General features: G+C 72.5%; 11 protein-coding genes. 2 read left to right on the top strand and 9 right to left on the bottom strand.

Going from position 1 to position 16,204, the window contains the following annotated elements:
• Positions 1-106: 106 nt before the first annotated feature.
• Positions 107-1,126, bottom strand: coding sequence for a hypothetical protein (locus ACH41F_RS08175; RefSeq protein WP_398833874.1), 1,020 nt, complete (start codon positions 1,124-1,126; stop codon positions 107-109).
• 104 nt (positions 1,127-1,230) lie between these two features.
• On the opposite strand from ACH41F_RS08175, the gene ACH41F_RS08170 reads away from it, so the two are divergent.
• On the top strand, positions 1,231-1,602 hold the full coding sequence (locus ACH41F_RS08170; protein WP_398833872.1) for an NTP pyrophosphohydrolase: 372 nt from the start codon (positions 1,231-1,233) through the stop codon (positions 1,600-1,602).
• A 254-nt stretch (positions 1,603-1,856) separates the two neighbouring features.
• A complete protein-coding gene (locus ACH41F_RS08165; RefSeq protein WP_398833870.1) occupies positions 1,857-2,753 on the top strand; it encodes an alpha/beta fold hydrolase in 897 nt (298 codons plus the stop codon).
• Positions 2,754-2,765: 12 nt separating this feature from the next.
• Here ACH41F_RS08165 and fxsT read toward each other — a convergent pair whose 3' ends face one another.
• The 8 genes from fxsT to dxs form a co-directional block, all read right to left on the bottom strand.
• The gene (fxsT, locus tag ACH41F_RS08160; RefSeq protein ID WP_398833869.1) at positions 2,766-6,701 is read right to left on the bottom strand and encodes an FxSxx-COOH system tetratricopeptide repeat protein; all 3,936 of its coding nucleotides are present in this window, start codon (positions 6,699-6,701) and stop codon (positions 2,766-2,768) included.
• Positions 6,698-7,957 (bottom strand): FxsC protein, encoded by a 1,260-nt coding sequence (gene fsxC, locus ACH41F_RS08155; RefSeq protein ID WP_391233807.1) that lies wholly within the window; start codon positions 7,955-7,957, stop codon positions 6,698-6,700. Before fsxC ends, fxsT begins: the two co-directional genes overlap by 4 nt.
• Positions 7,957-8,619, bottom strand: a complete 663-nt coding sequence (locus ACH41F_RS08150) for a TIR-like protein FxsC (protein WP_391233806.1) — start codon at positions 8,617-8,619, stop codon at positions 7,957-7,959. Before ACH41F_RS08150 ends, fsxC begins: the two co-directional genes overlap by 1 nt.
• Positions 8,612-9,433 (bottom strand): aminoglycoside N(3)-acetyltransferase, encoded by an 822-nt coding sequence (locus ACH41F_RS08145; protein WP_398833866.1) that lies wholly within the window; start codon positions 9,431-9,433, stop codon positions 8,612-8,614. Before ACH41F_RS08145 ends, ACH41F_RS08150 begins: the two co-directional genes overlap by 8 nt.
• A gap of 6 nt (positions 9,434-9,439) precedes the next feature.
• Positions 9,440-11,917 (bottom strand): FxsB family cyclophane-forming radical SAM/SPASM peptide maturase, encoded by a 2,478-nt coding sequence (locus ACH41F_RS08140; RefSeq protein WP_398833864.1) that lies wholly within the window; start codon positions 11,915-11,917, stop codon positions 9,440-9,442.
• Between the two features lie 22 nt (positions 11,918-11,939).
• Complete coding sequence (locus ACH41F_RS08135; RefSeq protein ID WP_391233803.1) at positions 11,940-12,131, bottom strand: hypothetical protein; 192 nt, start codon at positions 12,129-12,131, stop codon at positions 11,940-11,942.
• Between the two features lie 409 nt (positions 12,132-12,540).
• On the bottom strand, positions 12,541-14,064 hold the full coding sequence (locus tag ACH41F_RS08130; protein WP_398833862.1) for an amino acid permease: 1,524 nt from the start codon (positions 14,062-14,064) through the stop codon (positions 12,541-12,543).
• A 180-nt stretch (positions 14,065-14,244) separates the two neighbouring features.
• Complete coding sequence (gene dxs, locus ACH41F_RS08125; RefSeq protein ID WP_398833860.1) at positions 14,245-16,164, bottom strand: 1-deoxy-D-xylulose-5-phosphate synthase; 1,920 nt, start codon at positions 16,162-16,164, stop codon at positions 14,245-14,247.
• Between the last annotated feature and the right edge of the window lie 40 nt (positions 16,165-16,204).

The following is a 16,204-nucleotide window of genomic DNA, read 5'->3' as shown; positions in this document are numbered from 1 at the left end:
GGGTGAGGCAGAGGCACTTTTTCGCCCCCGCCGCCCCTGCCCTTCCCGTCCCTGGGGGCTGCGCCCCCAGACCCCCCTTGAAAGATTGCGCAGTTCCCCGCGCCCCTTAGAGGCCTCGCCACGCCTCCAGGGCCAGGCCCGGCTCGTTCTTCCGTCGGGTCAGCAGGAGTTGGCCGGACGACGGGGACAGGGTCGCCGCGACCACCCTGCCGTTCTCGTCCGTCGTCAGTGACACCCCCGCGTCCGCCGGGAGCGTCGGGCCCGACTCCGCCCACCACGCACCCGCCGACTCCTGCTCGGTCGGGTACGCGGCGAAGGCCACGCGGCCGCTGGAGGAGCGCTGGGCGAGCAACGTGCAGTCGTGGCCGTCGAGTTCGCAGCGGACGGCGCAGACCGGACCGGGGCCCGCCGAGGGCAGCAGGGCGAGGGGCTTGCCGCCCGGACGCCAGGCGCACAGGTCTCCGGAGTCGTCGGTGTAGAAGAGCGTGGTGTGTTCGGCGGAGGTGGCGAGCGCGCGCAGGGTGCCCGGGCGGACCGGGCTCTCCAGCGCCTCCGCGAGGACCGGTTGCGCGCCCGGCTTCTCCTGACGCCAGTGGAGGATGCCGCCGGGGACGGCCGCGTACACCTCCACGCGCCCCGACTCCCCCGTCACCGCCGCCAGGTCCTCCTGGACCTCGCTGCCCTTGAGGTCGCGCCAGGGGTCCCAGCCGCCCTTTTCCTTCTGCGCGACCATGCTCACCCCGCCGCCCCTGTTGCGGACGAAGACATGGGCGCGGCCCTGGGCGTCGACCGCGACGGCGGGGGTGCCGGTGCGGTCGCCGGTCCTGTTGGGGTGGCCGATCGGGGTCCAGTCGAGGGCGGCGAGGCGTGGCCGGAAGTGCGTGGAGTGCACGAGCCCCGCCTCACCGGGTTTGGTGGGACGCCAGGAGACCAGATGGGCGTACCCGTCCGCGCCCTGGCCGATCGCGGGCCCGGGGCGCAGTGTCTGGTCGCCGCCCACCGTGCGCGCCGTCGCTTCCCAGGGGCCGCCGGGAGCGAGTTCGGCCCGGCACAGTACGGCCTCACCGGACGACAGATAGACGCTGAGCCGGCCGTCTCGGCCGCGGAGGAGCCAGTCGCCGTTCACCGGTTCACTCTATGCGGGGGTCCTTGAGCCCTGCCGGGTCGGCCCCCCGGTCACCTTCCACGGCCGGCGTCGACGCCCGCTCCCCGGGCTGACACCCTGGACGCATGAGTTCCGAAGCGCCCCTTCTCGTGATCGTCGATGCCGCGAACGTCGTCGGGTCGGTGCCCGACGGCTGGTGGCGGGACCGGCGCGGGGCCGCGGAGCGGTTGCGGGACCGGCTGGCGGCGGACGGGGTGCCGGGGCGGGACGGGCCCGTGGAGATCGTGCTCGTGGTCGAGGGGGCGGCGCGCGGGGTGGAGTCCGTGCCGGGGGTCCGGGTGGAGGCGGCGCCGGGCAGCGGGGACGACAGAATGGTCGAACTGGTGGCCGAAGCGAATGGCCGCCGGATTCTCGTCGTCACGGCGGACCGGGAACTGCGCGAAAGGGTGACGGATCTCGGGGCGGAGGTCACCGGGCCTCGGGCGGTGCGCGGTTAGTGCGCGGTGCGCGGTCATCACGTCCGTGCAGATCACCGTGTGTGACGCGCTGCCTCGCTTGTCCCGTGACGCGTGTATTCCCGACCCGGCCGAATCGCCGAAATGGGCATAAGCTGGCCGCGTTCGGTCATGATTTCGACATTCTAGTCACTTTCCAGTGACGGAATAGCGGCGACGCGAGAAGCTTGCTGAATGGTGCCCGTCACTCTGAGAAGATTCCGGCACCCTTGGCGGCCGGTGGACGGGAGGCAGGAGTGGCGCGTGCCGCTCGCAGTGGGGACGGGCGCGAGCTCGTTTTCGATTCATGGGGTGATCCTCAGGGGCACCCCGTCTTTCTGCTGCACGGTACTCCCGGCAGCCACCAGGGGCCACGCCCGCGGTCGATGGTGCTCTATCAGCTCGGCATCCATCTGATCGCCTACGACCGTCCCGGCTACGGCGGTTCCACCCGCCGGCGCGGGCGCCGCGTGGTCGACGCCGTCGAGGACGTCCGTGCCATCGCCGACCACCTGGGGCTCCCCCGGTTCTCCGTCGTCGGCCGGTCCGGGGGCGGCCCGCACGCCCTCGCCTGCGCCGCGCGGCTGCCGGAGCGCGTGCAGAGCGCGGCCGTCCTGGTGAGTCTCGCCCCGTGGGACGCGGAAGGGCTGGACTGGTTCGAGGGGATGACCGAGTCCAACGTCCGCGAGTACCGCAACGCCCGCCACAACCAGCAGGTGTTGCAGAGCACCCTCGTGCAGAACGCGGACGCCATGCGGGCCAACCCGATGGCGGTGCTGAACGACCTGGACGACGAGATGCCCGCCGGCGACCGGAAGATCGTGGCGGACGCCGGCATCCGGCGGATGCTGCACAAGAACTTCGAGGCCGCGATCGAGAAGACCGCCGACGGCTGGATCGACGACGCCGTCGCCTTCAGCCAGGACTGGGGCTTCGACCCCGGCGAGATCACCGTGCCCACCCTGTTGTGGCACGGCGAGGACGACGTGTTCTCCCCCGTGGAGCACTTCAAGTGGCTCGCTCGCAGGATCGAGCACGCCACCGTCGTGCTCCAGCCGTCCGCCGCGCACTTCGCTGCCGTCCCGGTGCTGCCGGAGGTACTCGGCTGGCTCAGGGACCAGGCTCAGGCCGACGCCGCCGCCACGACGGCGTGAGGCCCGCCGCGGTCAGATCGGGTGCGGGTCGAGCTCCAGGCCCACCCGCTGGCCGCCACGCAGCCGGACCACCTTGGAGTGCTGGGGACCGAGCTTCGCGGCGAGCGTGTCGAGCGTCTCGCGGGCCAGCTGGTCCGCCTCGGCGGCCCGGCCGACCTCCCGCAGCAGGACCGCCAGATTGCCCCGGCAGGTGAGCGCGGTGGGGTGGTCCGCGCCGAGCCGGTCGCACAACTGCCGGTACGCCTGAAGGTAGTTGTGCTCGGCCTTCGCCGCCTCGCCGAGGGCCGCCTCGGTGTTCGCCAGGTTCATCTGGCAGTTCATGCTGAAGGGGTGTTCCGGACCGAGCGTGGTGCGCAGCGCGGCACGGGCCTGCTCGCACACCTCGCGGGCCTCCGTGGGCCGGCCGGTCGACAGCAGGTTGATGCCGTGGTTGACCGCGCACGCCAGCGTGTTGGGATGGCCCTCGCCGAGCGCGCCACGGAACCGGTCGAGCAGGTCGGCGGTCTCCCGGCAAGCCTCCTCGTGGCGCTCCGCCGCCGAGAGATGGCCGGCGTGACCGAGCCGCACCACCAGCGTCTCGGGCGAGGCCTCGCCCAGGCGCCGGCGGCAGATGTCCAGCACCTGACGGCTGATCTCCATCGCCTCGTTCAGCCGGTCGAGGCGGCGCAGGGTGATCGCGAGCGCCTTGGCGGCCTCCAGGGCGGGCGGGGACTCCCGGCCGAGCTCCACGGCCGTCTCGTAGACGCGGTGCAGGGTCTCCGAGGAGGCCTCGTACTCACCGCACGAGCGCTGGTCCCGGCCGAGGTTGATCTGGGAGAACAGCGTGTAGGGATGCTTGGCGCCCAGGGTCAGCGCGCGCAGCTCGCAGTTGTCCTTGTCCACGTCGTGGGCCTCGTAGCAGTCCCCGGCCATGCGCATCGACACGGCCAGGTTGTTCGCCGCGAACAGGGTCCGGGGGTGGTCCTCGCCCAGCAGGTCCACGGACCGCTCGTAGGTCTCCCGGTCGATCTCCAGCGCCCTGCGGACCCGTCCGACGGCCCGCAGGTCCGCGGTGAGGCCGCCCGCCGTCATCAGGGTGTGGTCGTCGTCGTCACCGAGGACCTCGCGCTGCTGCTCGTAGACGTCCTGGTCGATCTCCAGCGCCCTGCTGTACCACCCCTGGAAACGCAGCACGTTGGCGATCTCGAAGCGCAGGTGCAGGGTCCAGCGGTCGTTGGGGCCCGCCTCCTTCTGCCAGATGACCAGCAGCTCCTCGGCGAGGGACATGGCCTCCGCGTACTCTCCGCGGGCCCGCAGGTAGCGCAGCCACTCCGTCAGCAGCTTGCGGATCCGGTCGTCCAGCGAGTACCTGGTCCACGGGGTCTTCAGGTGCGGCCAGATGGTGTTGTAGCGCTCCCAGTTCGCCGGGCGTTCCACGTCCCCCTCGGACGGGCGCGCGCCGGAGAGCACGTTGCGCACGGCCCGCAGCGCCGACTCCTGCTCGTCGGCGGACATCGAGGAGCGCACCGCGGCCTGGACGAGCCGGTGCACCTGAATGCTCTTGCTCTTGCGGTCGACCTTGGCCAGGGCATAGCGGTGCAGTTGCTGGATGGCGCGGGACACCAGCGCGGTGCCGCCGCTGTCCGGCTGCACCTCGCGCAGGACCTCGGCCATCTCCTTGCCGTGCACCAGGTCGAAGGAGATGGGGTCCGCGCCGAAGTGGGCGCACAGCTCCAACAACCGCCGCGCCACGGGCGAGTTGAGCCGCTCGATGGAGATGTTCCAGGTCGCCCCCACCTGGAGCGGGTAGCCCGGGGCGTCGACGTCCGCCTCCAGCCGGGCCAGCTGCAACTCCAGCAGTTCCAGGTACTCGTCGGCGTCCTGGCCGGTCTCGTTCAGCCAGGCGGCGGCCTGGTCGACGGCGAGCGGGAGGTCGCCGAGGGCGTTGGCGACCCGGTCGGCGTCCTCGGTGCTGATCGCGGAGACCCGGCGCAGCAGGTGGTCGACGCTCTCGGCGCGGGAGAACACGTCGACCTCGACGCGCTCGCCGACCTGCGCCCAGCCCTCGTTGCGGGTGGTGATCAGCACGTGCCCGGTGGGGCTGTTGACCAGTAGTCGCTCGATGGACTCGGGGGTGGTCGCGTTGTCGAAGACCAGCAGCCACCGGTCGTACTGGGCGCCGCGGCGCAGCGCGTCCCGGACCGCGTCGGCCGTGGCGCTGATGCTGTCCCGCTCCTCCACGCCGAGGTGGGGCGCGAGTTCGGAGAACTGCCGCAGCGCGAGGTCGCCGAACTCCGCCTCGATCCACCAGACGACGTCGTAGTTGCCCCGGTACCGGTGGGCGTACTCGGTCGCCAGCTGGGTCTTCCCGACGCCGCCCATGCCGTGCAGCAGGGTGGCGGTGCCGGTGTCGGTGAGCCGCTGCCTGAGGTGCTCCAGCAGTTCGGCGCGACCGGTGAAGGCCGCGTTGCGCACGGGGACGGACCACACCGGGGGTTCCGCGCCGGGGAAGCGGGGGCCGCTGACGGAGGCGTCGGCGGGGTGCTCGCCCTGGACCACCTGGGCGTCGAGGGCCCGCAGCAGGGCGTTCCTGGCCTGGGCCTCGTTCAGGTTGCTCAGATGGATCGGCATCCGGTCCGAGAACGGGTGCTCCAGCCGGGCGTCGCTGACCCGGACCGGCACCAGGGTGCGCCGCGAGCCCATCGGGTCCGCGGCGGCCACGGCCTCCCACACCGCCCTGGCCTGCGCGGACCTCTGGTAGTCGGCGGACAGCACGGCGACGGTGCGGGAGGCGCCGCGCACCTTGCTCTCGGTGTCGTCGCGCAGCGGGACACCGGCCGCGGAGCCGTCCTCGGAGCGGGCGTCGCTGACGGTGAAGCCCGCGTCGCCGAGGACCCGGCCGATCCACTCGGCCCACATGCGGTCCTCGGAGACATAGCTGAGGAAGACATGGGTGGGGTCCGGGGGCCGGCGGCGCACGACGGCCTTGAGGTAGTTCTGCCGCTCCTCCTCCGTCATCGGGACCAGCGAGGTCACCTCGCCCTCGGTGATGACCGACGTCAGCCGTTCACAGGCGGCGAGCAGGGACGCGGGGGTCTCCGGCTCGTCCCGGAAGGTCGCCAGCATCTCCTCGTAGGCGTACGGGGACTTGAACGGCAGCTCGACGTTGCCCCAGTAGCGCCGGGGGTCGATGCCCGGGGTGCGGACCAGTAACTGGTCGAAGGTGAGCCGGACCTTGGCGCGCGCGGCCTCCAGCCGGTCCGCCTCGGAGTCCACGACCCGCATGGGCACCGGCAGGATCCGGATGCGCCGGTCACGCCGGGTGTCCGCCACCCGGCGGGCGACGGCCGCCGCCCCCTCGATGCTCTGGTCGTTGTGGGTGAAGCAGTTCACGAGCACGTCGGGGAAGTGCTGGGTGCAGATGTCGGAGATGTCGCTGAGGCCGGTGCGGCTGTCGATGAGGACGTAGTCGTAGCCGCGCCGGAACTGGGCGCACAGGGCGTCCAGGAACTGACCGCCGTGCTGCTTCTCGTAGAAGAGGTTCCAGTTGAACTGGGAGAAGATCGAGGAGTAGTTGCGGTCCTGGCGGCCCGCCGCGATGTAGTCCAGTCGGCCGCCGGCCGGGAAGCTCCACAGCAGCGGGTACACGGTCCTGCCGATGTCGGCCTGTTCGGCGATCCACTCGGGCTTGAGGGTGACGTCGTGCAGGTGGTCGACCTTGAAGGCGTAGTCGTTGATCAGCTCCAGCACCCCGGGGCGGTCGCGCAGGGTGTCCGGCTCCAGGAACGGACGCAGGAAGCGGTCCAGGCCGGGCGCCTCCAGGTCCCAGTCGACCACGAGGACCCGGCGGCCCTGGGAGGCCATGATCCAGGCGGTGTTGGCGAGCGCCATGGTCCGGCCGCTGCCGCCCTTGTAGCTGTAGAACGTGACGATCTTGCCGCCCTCGGGGCGGGGGTGCACGCCGGTCACGGTTGGGCCTCCTGCTCACCCTGGGAATCGGCCGACGCCGAGGGGCTGGTCGAGGATGTTAGCTGAACTCGGTTGAGGTACTGCTGGGCCGCGCTGTCGGCGAGCTCCAGGAAACGGGAGTTGAACGCCTCGGAGTTGTCGATGCCCGCGACCGCGCCGCGCTGGATGGCCCGGCCGCTGCTCAGGCGCCGGGGCAGCACGGACCGCAGCAGGGCGTCGAGCTCCTCGCGCGCCTGCCGGGTCTGCGGGTCGTCGGCCAGCGGGGTCAGCACGGTCACCCAGGGCAGGTCCTGTGCGTCGAAGGCCCGCAGCCGGTCCGCGGCCGTGCGGTCGTGCAGGATCCAGGGGTCGATGATGAGGACCCAGGGGCTGGTGGTCTCGCGCCGGCCGAGGAAGACGGACTCGGCCTCGTCGTAGGTGCAGATCTCGGGGGCGAAGCCCAGGTTGCGGGCCAGTTCGGCGGTGCGCTCGGCCAGCGGGATGCTCAGGCCGTCGCTGAAGGGCTGCCAGTCCCGGGGCTCGGCACCGTACTTGGTGTCGCTGCGGTCGGGTGGCAGGTGGTGGATGTCCGGGGCCAGCACGGCGATGCCGAGCGGATGCCAGGGCGCGGTGGCGAACGCGTCGGGCACGTCGAGGTCGGCGAACTCGGCCTCACCCGGGAGGGGTTCGGGTGCCCGGCGGGCCGCCTGGACCACGCACTGGGCGATCCGGCGGACGCACTGGTCGTAGTACTCCGGGTGTTCGGGGTACTGGCGCAGCCCGTACAGTCCGCCCTTCGCGTAGCGGTCCAGCGCGTCGTCGTCGACGAACAGCGGCGCCACCGGACCCTGGGGCACCGGCAGGTCCAGGTCGACCGGGAGCGGGCGCGCGGTGGTGGGGACGGGGGTCCACAGGGCGGGGACGAGGGTGCCGCGCCGGTCGCGGTGGGTGAAGGCGTACCACTGGCGGCCGCAGTAGACGTCGCTGAAGTAGCGGCGGGTGACGAGCGGGACGAAGGTGTGGCAGCCCTGGAGGGCGCGGGCCATGGCGGGGCCGCCGCGGTCGGCGGCGTCCAGGTAGCCGAGGCAGGGGTGTGCGGGTGCGCCGCTCTGTGCCGCGACCGCCCGGGCCAGGTCGGTGTAGAACTCCTTGACGTTCTTGTCGGCCGCGGGACGCCCCGCGTCCGAGTCGCCGCCGGGCGAGGGCACCGGGGCGTAGCTCAGGAAGAAGTACGGCGCCCTGTCGCGGACGCGTAGGGGGGGAAGGCCGTCACGCATCACTTTTCCTCCTCCGCGGAGCCGTGCACGGAGTCGAAGAGGTCGTCGAAGGTGCCCGGGTCGCACGGTTCCAGGCGGGCGCTGAGAGCCACCTCGACGATCTTCTCGGCCAGTTGGTAGGCGACCTCGTTGAAGACCTTGTGGCGGCCGCGGTTGTGCAGACCGAGCAGCCCCAGGTCGAAGTAGTCGGGGTTGAGGTCCTCGTGCGTGTACTGCACGTCGCAGTAGGGCGGAGGGATCTGGTCCCGGCGGAGCGGGGTCCACAGCACCGGCACGATCGCGTTGCGGGTGAACGTCCCCCGCTCGCGCTGGAGTTGCTGCCTGCGCTCGAAGCACTCCCATTCCACGGCGCACCACTTGCTGGTGAACAGGCGCGGGGACAGCACCGGTACGAGGACCTGGCAGCGCGCGAGCTGTCTCTTCAGGTCGCCCTCCCACCCCTCGCCGAGCGGGATGCGCTGGTCGAAGTAGACCGCCTCGACGCCGCCGTCCAGGTCGGTGAGCTCCCCCAGGTGCTCGCTCAGCAGGTCGCGGAAGCGCGACAGCTTCTCGTTCGGGGGCCGCTTCCTTCCCGGCACGCCGGGATTGCGGCCGTAGCTCAGGAATCCGTAGGGCTCCTGGACGCTGGCGCGGGCCTGGTAGCGGTGGAGGGTCTCAGGCACGGTCGGCCTCCACGGGAAGGTCCCGGCTGCGGCACGCGGCCATCCAGTGTCCGGCGGCGTCCACCGCCCAGCGCAGCGGGAACAGCCGGCTGTCGGCGGCGCCGACCCGGCCGCGGGCGATCGGGCCGCCGGTGCCCGCGGCGGCCTCGAGGCAGCGCCCCAGGGTTCCGAAGTCGCTGTCGTCCAGGTCGACGTCGACGAAGGCGGTCCAGCGCGGTCCCGTCTCGGTGAGCACCCGGCAGTCGTAGCGGCGGCGGGGCGGGCGGGGCCGGCGGTACTCGGCGAGGTGGAAGGCCGAGCAGGTCTCCCAGCCGACGCCCAGCAGCAGGACGTGCGCCTGCCGCTCGTAGAGCCTGCCGAGCGGGGACCGTTCGCCGAGCAGGCAGTCCAGGGCGTGGCCGGACGTGACGCGGGCGGCCTCCGGCCCGAGCGCGGCGAAGGACGCCTGCGGGTGAGTGCTGCGCGTGGCTCCCGGAGTGACCCGCACCTCCTCCGCCAGCCGCCCCATGCCCTGCGAGGGTGTGGAAGCCGCGCTGAAGGGCTCCATGTGCTCACGGTATGACAGAAGTTGATGCGGTGTCAGGCCTTGCGTCATGCGGAGATACGTCCGTGATGTCAGCGAATTCCCCTCGGTGAACGTGGGCACCACGAGCGTGCCCTCGGGGCCGAGCGCGTCCCGGAGCGCGCGCAGCACCGTGGCGCCGCCGCCACGCACCGGGCCCACGGCCCGGAGGGAGGAGTGCAGCAGCAGGGTCATGCCCTTCTCGACGCCGAGCGCCCGCAGTCGGGCGGTGAGACAGGCCGCTGTTCTCATCCGCCGTCAGCCGCGCAGCCGGGCGGCCATCCTGCGACCGGCCGGGGTGAGGCCGTCGGAGGGGACGGCCCCGGCGGGCAGGCGGTCAAGGTACGCGGCCCGCAGCCGCTGCCCGGCCTCGGCGCTGCCGGCGAGGTCGAAGAGGTCCGACAGGGCGTTGAACTTCATCTGCTGCACTCCCTCCACGACGAGGCCGGCCAGCGCCACGGCGGTGTCCGGCAGCGCGAGTCCGAGGGCCCCGAAGGCGTACGGATCCGCGGCCACCCGGCCCGGCGCGCCGGCGTCGTGCAGCGGGGTGCACGCGGTGAACAGCAGGCGCACCCCTGGGCCGCGGCCGGCGTGGCGGGCCCGCAGATGCACGGCCGCCTCGCTGAACAGGCGCAGCCAGCGCGCGTACTCACCCTCGTCCAGTGCGGGGGTGGGGCGAAGGCCACCGGACGGGCCGCGACCGGGAAGGCCGGCGCGCCGCGGGGCGGCGGCGGAGCCGCCAGGGCGCGAGCCCTGCGGGCGGGGGTGCGCGGCCGGACCGGCGGCGCCGGGCTCGGCGGTGAAGCCGTCGCGGTACGGGTCCGCGGTGAAGCCGTCGCGGTACGGGTCCGCGGTGAAGCCGTCGCGGTACGGGTCCGCGGTGAAGCCGTCGCGGTACGGGTCCGCCGTGATGCCGTCGCGGTACGGCTCCGCGAGCCGAGGGGCGGCGGCGGAGGAGCCGTCGGGGCCGGAGCCTCCCGGGCCGGGGTGCGCGGCCGGACCCCCGGCCCCCGGCTCCCCGGTGAAGCCGTCGCGGTACGGGTCGGTGTCCTCCAGGAGGACGGTGAACTCGCCGGCGGCCAGGCGGCGTACGGGGTGCCAGGTGAAGCCGGAGTCGGTCGCCTCGGTGAGCGGGCGGAGTGGGTCGCCGGGCCGGGCGGCGACCAGCAGGGCGCCGGCGCGTGCGAGCAGGGTGACCGGTCCGGCTCCGGGCGGCAGGGCGAGGTGGCCGAATCCGGGCAGATGCGCCCCCGTGGCCTCCTCCGGCAGGTCGGCGCGCAGTTCGGTGCCCGCCCGCAACGCCGCCGCCACGGCGACCTCGCCGAGCCGCTGCCGTACCGCCGCCACGGGCAGCCGTCCCTCGACGGCGCGCACCGCCCAGCTGCCGAGGTAGGGGTGGCGGACGGTCCGCGCCGTGTGCCGGGGCCACTGCCGGTCGAGCCCGGCCAGGGCGCTCGCCTCGGGCCCCGGATGCCGGGCGCACACGGCGGCGAGGAGCATCCGGCGGACGCTGGCCTCGGCGTCGACGAGGGCGTGCAGCGCGGCGGGGTCGCCGTCGCCCGCGGCGAGGGAGTCGAAGGCGTGCGCGGTCAGGGTGTGGGTCCGGCGCGCCGGACGCGGGCGGGGGGCGTTCAGCACGTGTCCGATCAGCCGGAAGAGGTCCTCGCAGTAGACGGAGGGGTTGTCGAAGGCGTTGTCCGCGCGGTGGCGGTGCCCGTACAGGCCGCCGCCGCAGATGCGCACCACCGAGCAGTCCCGGCACTGCCGACTCAGGGCCTCCACTCCCCCGGCCTGGGCGAGGAAGCCGGGGTGGGCGGCCGCCTCGTCGAAGGAGTGCCGCAGGACGTGGAATCCGGTGCTGGGCGCCTCGGGTCCGGCCGTCTTGAGCCAGTCGGCCTGTTCGATCTCCCCGTCGGTCTCGATGACGACCAGGTCCGGGCTGCCGAGCCCGAGCGCCTCGGTGAAGGACTCCTGTCCGTCCCGGCCGGCCTCGATCGAGTCGAAGAGGCGGACCGGGAAGGGCCTGCCGTCGGCGGCCCAGCGGTCGTGGACGGCGATCAGCCAGCGGGCGTGCGCGGCCGGGTGGGCGGGGTCGGACGGTGGCGGCCGGTCCCAGGTGGCGTGCGGGAGCAGGAAGTCCACCCGCGGCGGGTCCAGGGCGGCGAGGGCCTCGTACACGGCGACCGGGTCGTTGTCGACGTCGACGGTGCACAGCAGGCCCGCGAAGGCGTCGCGGTACTCGGGGGAGCCGATGAGGCGCACGGCCCTGACGACGGCGTCGTAGGAACCGGTTCCGTCCGGACGCTTGCGGTGGCGGTCGTTGGCGGCGCGGTCGCCGTCGAGGGAGATGCCGGTGCGGATCCGCTCGCGGACCAGCATGCGGCACAGGGACTCGTCCAGGCGCAGGCCGTTGGTCTGCATGCGCAAGTCCAGGTCGCACACGCCGTCCAGGGCGGAGCGCAGGTCCCGGGCCGTGCGGGCCAGCCGTCCGGCTCCGGCCAGCAGGGGCTCGCCGCCGTGCAGGACGACGTGCACGCGCGGGAGTTCGGGGTGGGCGCGGGCGTGCTCGGCGATCCGTGCCACGGCCGCGGCCGCCACCTCGTCCGGGATGACCCGCGGCCGGCGCCGCCAGCTCTGGTCGGCGTGTTGGTAGACGTAGCAGTGATCGCAGGCCAGGTCGCACCTGCTGTGCATCTTGAGGACGAACTGGCGGAATGCTCTTGTCCCCGCGGTCATCGGCCCTTGGCGCCCGGGACGGTCAGATGCTGGAGTTGAAGCCGCAGTCAGGCTGCCGGCCGGACGGCAGCAGTCTGCTGAGGGCTCGTCGGTCGAGAAGGTCGGGGCCGTCCAGCGGGACGCCCTCCCAGTCGGGCACTTCCGTGGCGAGCGGCGGGTGCGCCGCTCCTAACTCGTCCAGAACTGCACCGGACGCCTCTCCGCCGTTCGTCATTGCGGTCTCCTTCGCCGGTCCGTGGAATCGTGCCGGTCGGATCTCCACCGAGTGGAATCGCACTGAGCAGTCGAGAGATGGCTCCTCGTCACCCCTGACTCCATCATCCTGGCCGCTTCCGGTCGGGCACAAGGGCGGCAAAGGTACCTTACGAGCCAGCTTCCGTACGGCAAGCGCCAGTTCCGGTCAGGACGGGACGGGCTGCGTACGGGTCCGGCCTCGGGGGGGGGGGGGGGGGGGGCCCCCCCGGGGCCCCCCCCCGGGGGGGGGGGGGGGGGGGGGGGGTGGGCCCCCCCGCGGGGGGCCCCCCGGGGGGGGGGGGGGGCCCCCCCCCCCCCCGCCCCCCCGGGGGGGGGGGCGGCCCGCCCCCCCCCCCCCCCCCCGCCCCCCCGGGGGGGGGGGGGGGGGGCTACTTCGTGCCTCCGCCGGAGGGCGGCACGGCAGGGTCGGCCGGTGCCCCCTCCCCGCGCCCGAGGCGGCTGTGGGAGCGGCCGTAGAGGAAGTACACGACGAAGCCGAGGACCATCCAGACCGCGAACCGCAGCCAGGTCTCGGCCGGCAGGTTGATCATCAGCCAGAGCGAGGCGAGGACCGACAGGATCGGCAGGACCGGCACCCACGGGGTGCGGAAGGACCGGTTCAGGTCGGGCCGGGTCCGCCGCAGGATGATCACGCCGATCGCTACGACCACGAACGCGAACAGCGTGCCGATGTTGACCAGTTCGGCGAGCTCGCTGAGCGGGGTGAAGCCGGCGACGATCGCGATGATCACACCGAGCAGGATGGTCGGCCGGTGCGGGGTCCGGAACCTCGGGTGGACGTGGGAGAAGAACGTGGGCAGCAGTCCGTCACGGCTCATCGCGAAGAACACCCGGGTCTGGCCCAGCAGCAGGATCATGCAGACCGTCGTCAGGCCGACTGCGGCGCCGAAGCTGATGAAGCCCGCGAACCAGGGGTGCCCGGTGGCCTTGAAGGCGTCGGCGAGCGGCGCGGTGATCGACAGGTCGGTGTACTTCTGCATGCCGGTGACCACGATCGACACGGCGACGTAGAGGACCGTGCAGATGACGAGCGAGCCCAGGATGCCGCGCGGCATGTCCCGCTGCGGGTTCCTGGTCTCCTCGGCGGCCGTGGCCACCACGTCGAAGCCGATGAAGGCGAAGAAGACGACGGACGCGGCGGTGAAGATGCCCATCACGCCGAAGTTGGAGGGCGCCCAGCCGAACATCAGCTGGATCAGCGGTGACTGGAGACTGTCACCGGCCGGCACGTCCTGCGCCTTCGGGATGAACGGGTCGTAGTTGTCGCCCTTGATGAAGAAGGCGCCCGCGATGATCACGGTCAGCACGACGGTCACCTTGATGGCGACGACGAGCGAGGTCACCCGCGCGGAGAGCTTCGTGCCGAGGACGAGGACGGCGGTGAGCACCAGGACCAGCGCGGCGGCGAGGATGTCGAAGCCGAAGCCGTCGGCGCCGTCCCGGCCGCTGAGCGCCTCGGGCAGATGCCAGCCCGCGTTGTCCAGCAGCGAGGCGATGTACCCGGACCAGCCGACGGCCACCACCGCCGTGCCGAGCGCGAACTCCAGGACCAGGTCCCAGCCGATGATCCAGGCGGGCAGTTCACCGAGGGAGGCGTAACTGAAGGTGTACGCCGATCCCGCCACCGGAACGGTGGAGGCGAACTCGGCGTAGCAGAGCGCGGCGAGCGCGCAGACGACGCCGGCCACGACGAAGGCCAGGGCGACGGCCGGGCCGGCGTTGTTCTTGGCGACCGTGCCGGTGAGGACGAAGATGCCGGTGCCGATGATGACACCGACGCCGAAGACCGTCAGATCGAGCGCGGACAGGGATTTCTTCAGCGCGTGCTCGGGTTCCTCGGTATCGAGGATGGACTGCTCGACTCTCTTCGTCCGGAAGAGTGTGCTGCTCACGGGCGTACCTCCCACGCTGTGGCGTCCTCGACATGATCGAGAGGGGGCGATGGGGGTCCCCCCGGGTCGAGCGAAGTCGAGAGTTGGGGGAGCGTATGCCCCGGCACGTGGTGATTCACGCGAATGGGCCGGTTCCACCACCCTTCGCGGTGGTGGAACCGGCCCATCCGGTGGTACGGGTCAGTCGCGCGCGGGCTCCGGCTCGGCGGCGGCGCCGCTGTACCGGCCGTCCAGCTTGGAGACCAGACCGGTGACCTGGCGGGCGATGTCGGGCGCGGTCAGCCCGATCTCCGCCATGACCTCGGCACGCGAGGCGTGGTCGAGGAAGCGCGGCGGGATGCCGAAGTCGCGCAGCGGGACGTCGACGCCGGCGTCCCGCAGGGCCTGCGCGATCGCCGAACCGACGCCGCCGACGCGGGAGTTGTCCTCGACGGTGACGACGACACGGTGGCGCTCGGCGAGCGGGGCCATGGCCTCGTCCACCGGCTTGACCCAGCGCGGGTCGACGACGGTGGTGGAGATGCCCTGCTTGTCGAGGAGCGAGGCGATCTCCAGGCACATGGGGGCCAGCGCGCCGATGGACACGAGCAGCACGTCCGGCGTGTCCGTGCCCGGCTCGCGCAGCACGTCCATGCCGCCGACACGTCCCACGGCGGGAACGGCGGGGCCGACGGCGCCCTTGGAGAAGCGCACCACGGTCGGCGCGTCGTCGACCTTCACGGCCTCGCGCAGCTGGGCGCGCACCTGGTCGGCGTCGCGCGGGGCGGCGAGCCGCAGTCCCGGGACGACCTGGAGGATCGACATGTCCCACATGCCGTTGTGGGAGGCGCCGTCGGTGCCGGTGATGCCGGCCCGGTCCAGGACGAAGGTGACCCCGCACCGGTGCAGGGCGACGTCCATCAGGACCTGGTCGAAGGCGCGGTTGAGGAAGGTGGCGTAGACGGCGAAGACGGGGTGCACTCCCCCGGTCGCCAGGCCGGCCGCGGAGACGGCGCCGTGCTGCTCGGCGATGCCGACGTCGTAGACCCGGTCGGGGAACCTCTTGGCGAACTTGTCCAGGCCGACCGGCTGGAGCATGGCCGCGGTGATGGCGACGATGTCCTCGCGCTCCTCGCCGAGCTTGACCATCTCCTCGCCGAAGACCGAGGTCCAGTCGGCCCCGGCGGTGGCGATCGGCAGGCCCGTGTCGGGGTGGATCTTGCCGACGGCGTGGAAGCGGTCGGCCTCGTCCTGGAGGGCGGGCTGGTAGCCGCGGCCCTTCTCGGTGAGGCAGTGCACGATCACCGGGCCGCCGAAGCGCTTGGCGCGGGCCAGGGCGGACTCCAGCGCCTCGATGTCGTGGCCGTCGATGGGGCCGACGTACTTCAGGCCCAGGTCCTCGAACATGCCCTGCGGGGCGATGAAGTCCTTCAGGCCCTTCTTGGCGCCGTGGAGGGTCTCGTAGAGCGGTCGGCCGACGACCGGGGTGCGCTCCAGGAGGTCCTTGCCGCGGGCCAGGAAGCGCTCGTAGCCGTCGGTGGTGCGCAGGGTCGCCAGGTGGTTGGCGAGGCCGCCGATGGTCGGCGCGTAGGAGCGCTCGTTGTCGTTGACGACGATCACCAGCGGGCGGTCCTTGGCGTCGGCGATGTTGTTCAGCGCCTCCCAGGCCATGCCGCCGGTGAGCGCGCCGTCGCCGATCACGGCGACGACGTGGTCGTCGCGTTTCTGGATCTGGTTGGCCTTGGCGAGGCCGTCGGCCCAGCCCAGGACGGTCGAGGCGTGGCTGTTCTCGATGACGTCGTGCTCGGACTCGGCCTGCGAGGGGTAGCCCGACAGGCCGCCCTTCATCTTCAGCCGGGAGAAGTCCTGGCGGCCGGTGAGCAGTTTGTGGACGTAGGACTGGTGTCCGGTGTCCCAGAGCACCTTGTCCTTCGGCGAGTCGAAGACGCGGTGCAGGGCGATGGTGAGCTCGACCACGCCGAGGTTCGGGCCGAGGTGGCCGCCGGTCTTGGAGACGGCGTCGACGAGGAAGGTCCGGATCTCCCCTGCCAGCTGGTCCAGCTCCTCCAGGCTGAGCCGGTCCAGATCGCGCGGTCCCCTGATGCGGGTCAGCAGCGGCACCCGTGCCTCCTTGCAGTAGAGCTGTTGCCGGGCTTGTCGA

Source organism: Streptomyces sp. NPDC020489 (genome assembly GCF_044386545.1).
GTDB lineage: Bacteria > Actinomycetota > Actinomycetes > Streptomycetales > Streptomycetaceae > Streptomyces.
The sequence above is the reverse complement of the archived record's forward strand: the minus strand, read 5'-3'. Positions and strand labels throughout refer to the sequence as shown.

Bases quoted from the DNA above. Each gene is read 5' to 3' on its own strand.
- ACH41F_RS08170 (WP_398833872.1), top strand. From the start codon at position 1,231: ATGAGTTCCGAAGCGCCCCTTCTCGTGATCGTCGATGCCGCGAACGTC.
- fsxC (WP_391233807.1), bottom strand. From the start codon at position 7,957: ATGCGTGACGGCCTTCCCCCCCTACGCGTCCGCGACAGGGCGCCGTAC.
- ACH41F_RS08145 (WP_398833866.1), bottom strand. From the start codon at position 9,433: ATGAGAACAGCGGCCTGTCTCACCGCCCGACTGCGGGCGCTCGGCGTC.
- ACH41F_RS08140 (WP_398833864.1), bottom strand. From the start codon at position 11,917: ATGACCGCGGGGACAAGAGCATTCCGCCAGTTCGTCCTCAAGATGCAC.
- ACH41F_RS08135 (WP_391233803.1), bottom strand. From the start codon at position 12,131: ATGACGAACGGCGGAGAGGCGTCCGGTGCAGTTCTGGACGAGTTAGGA.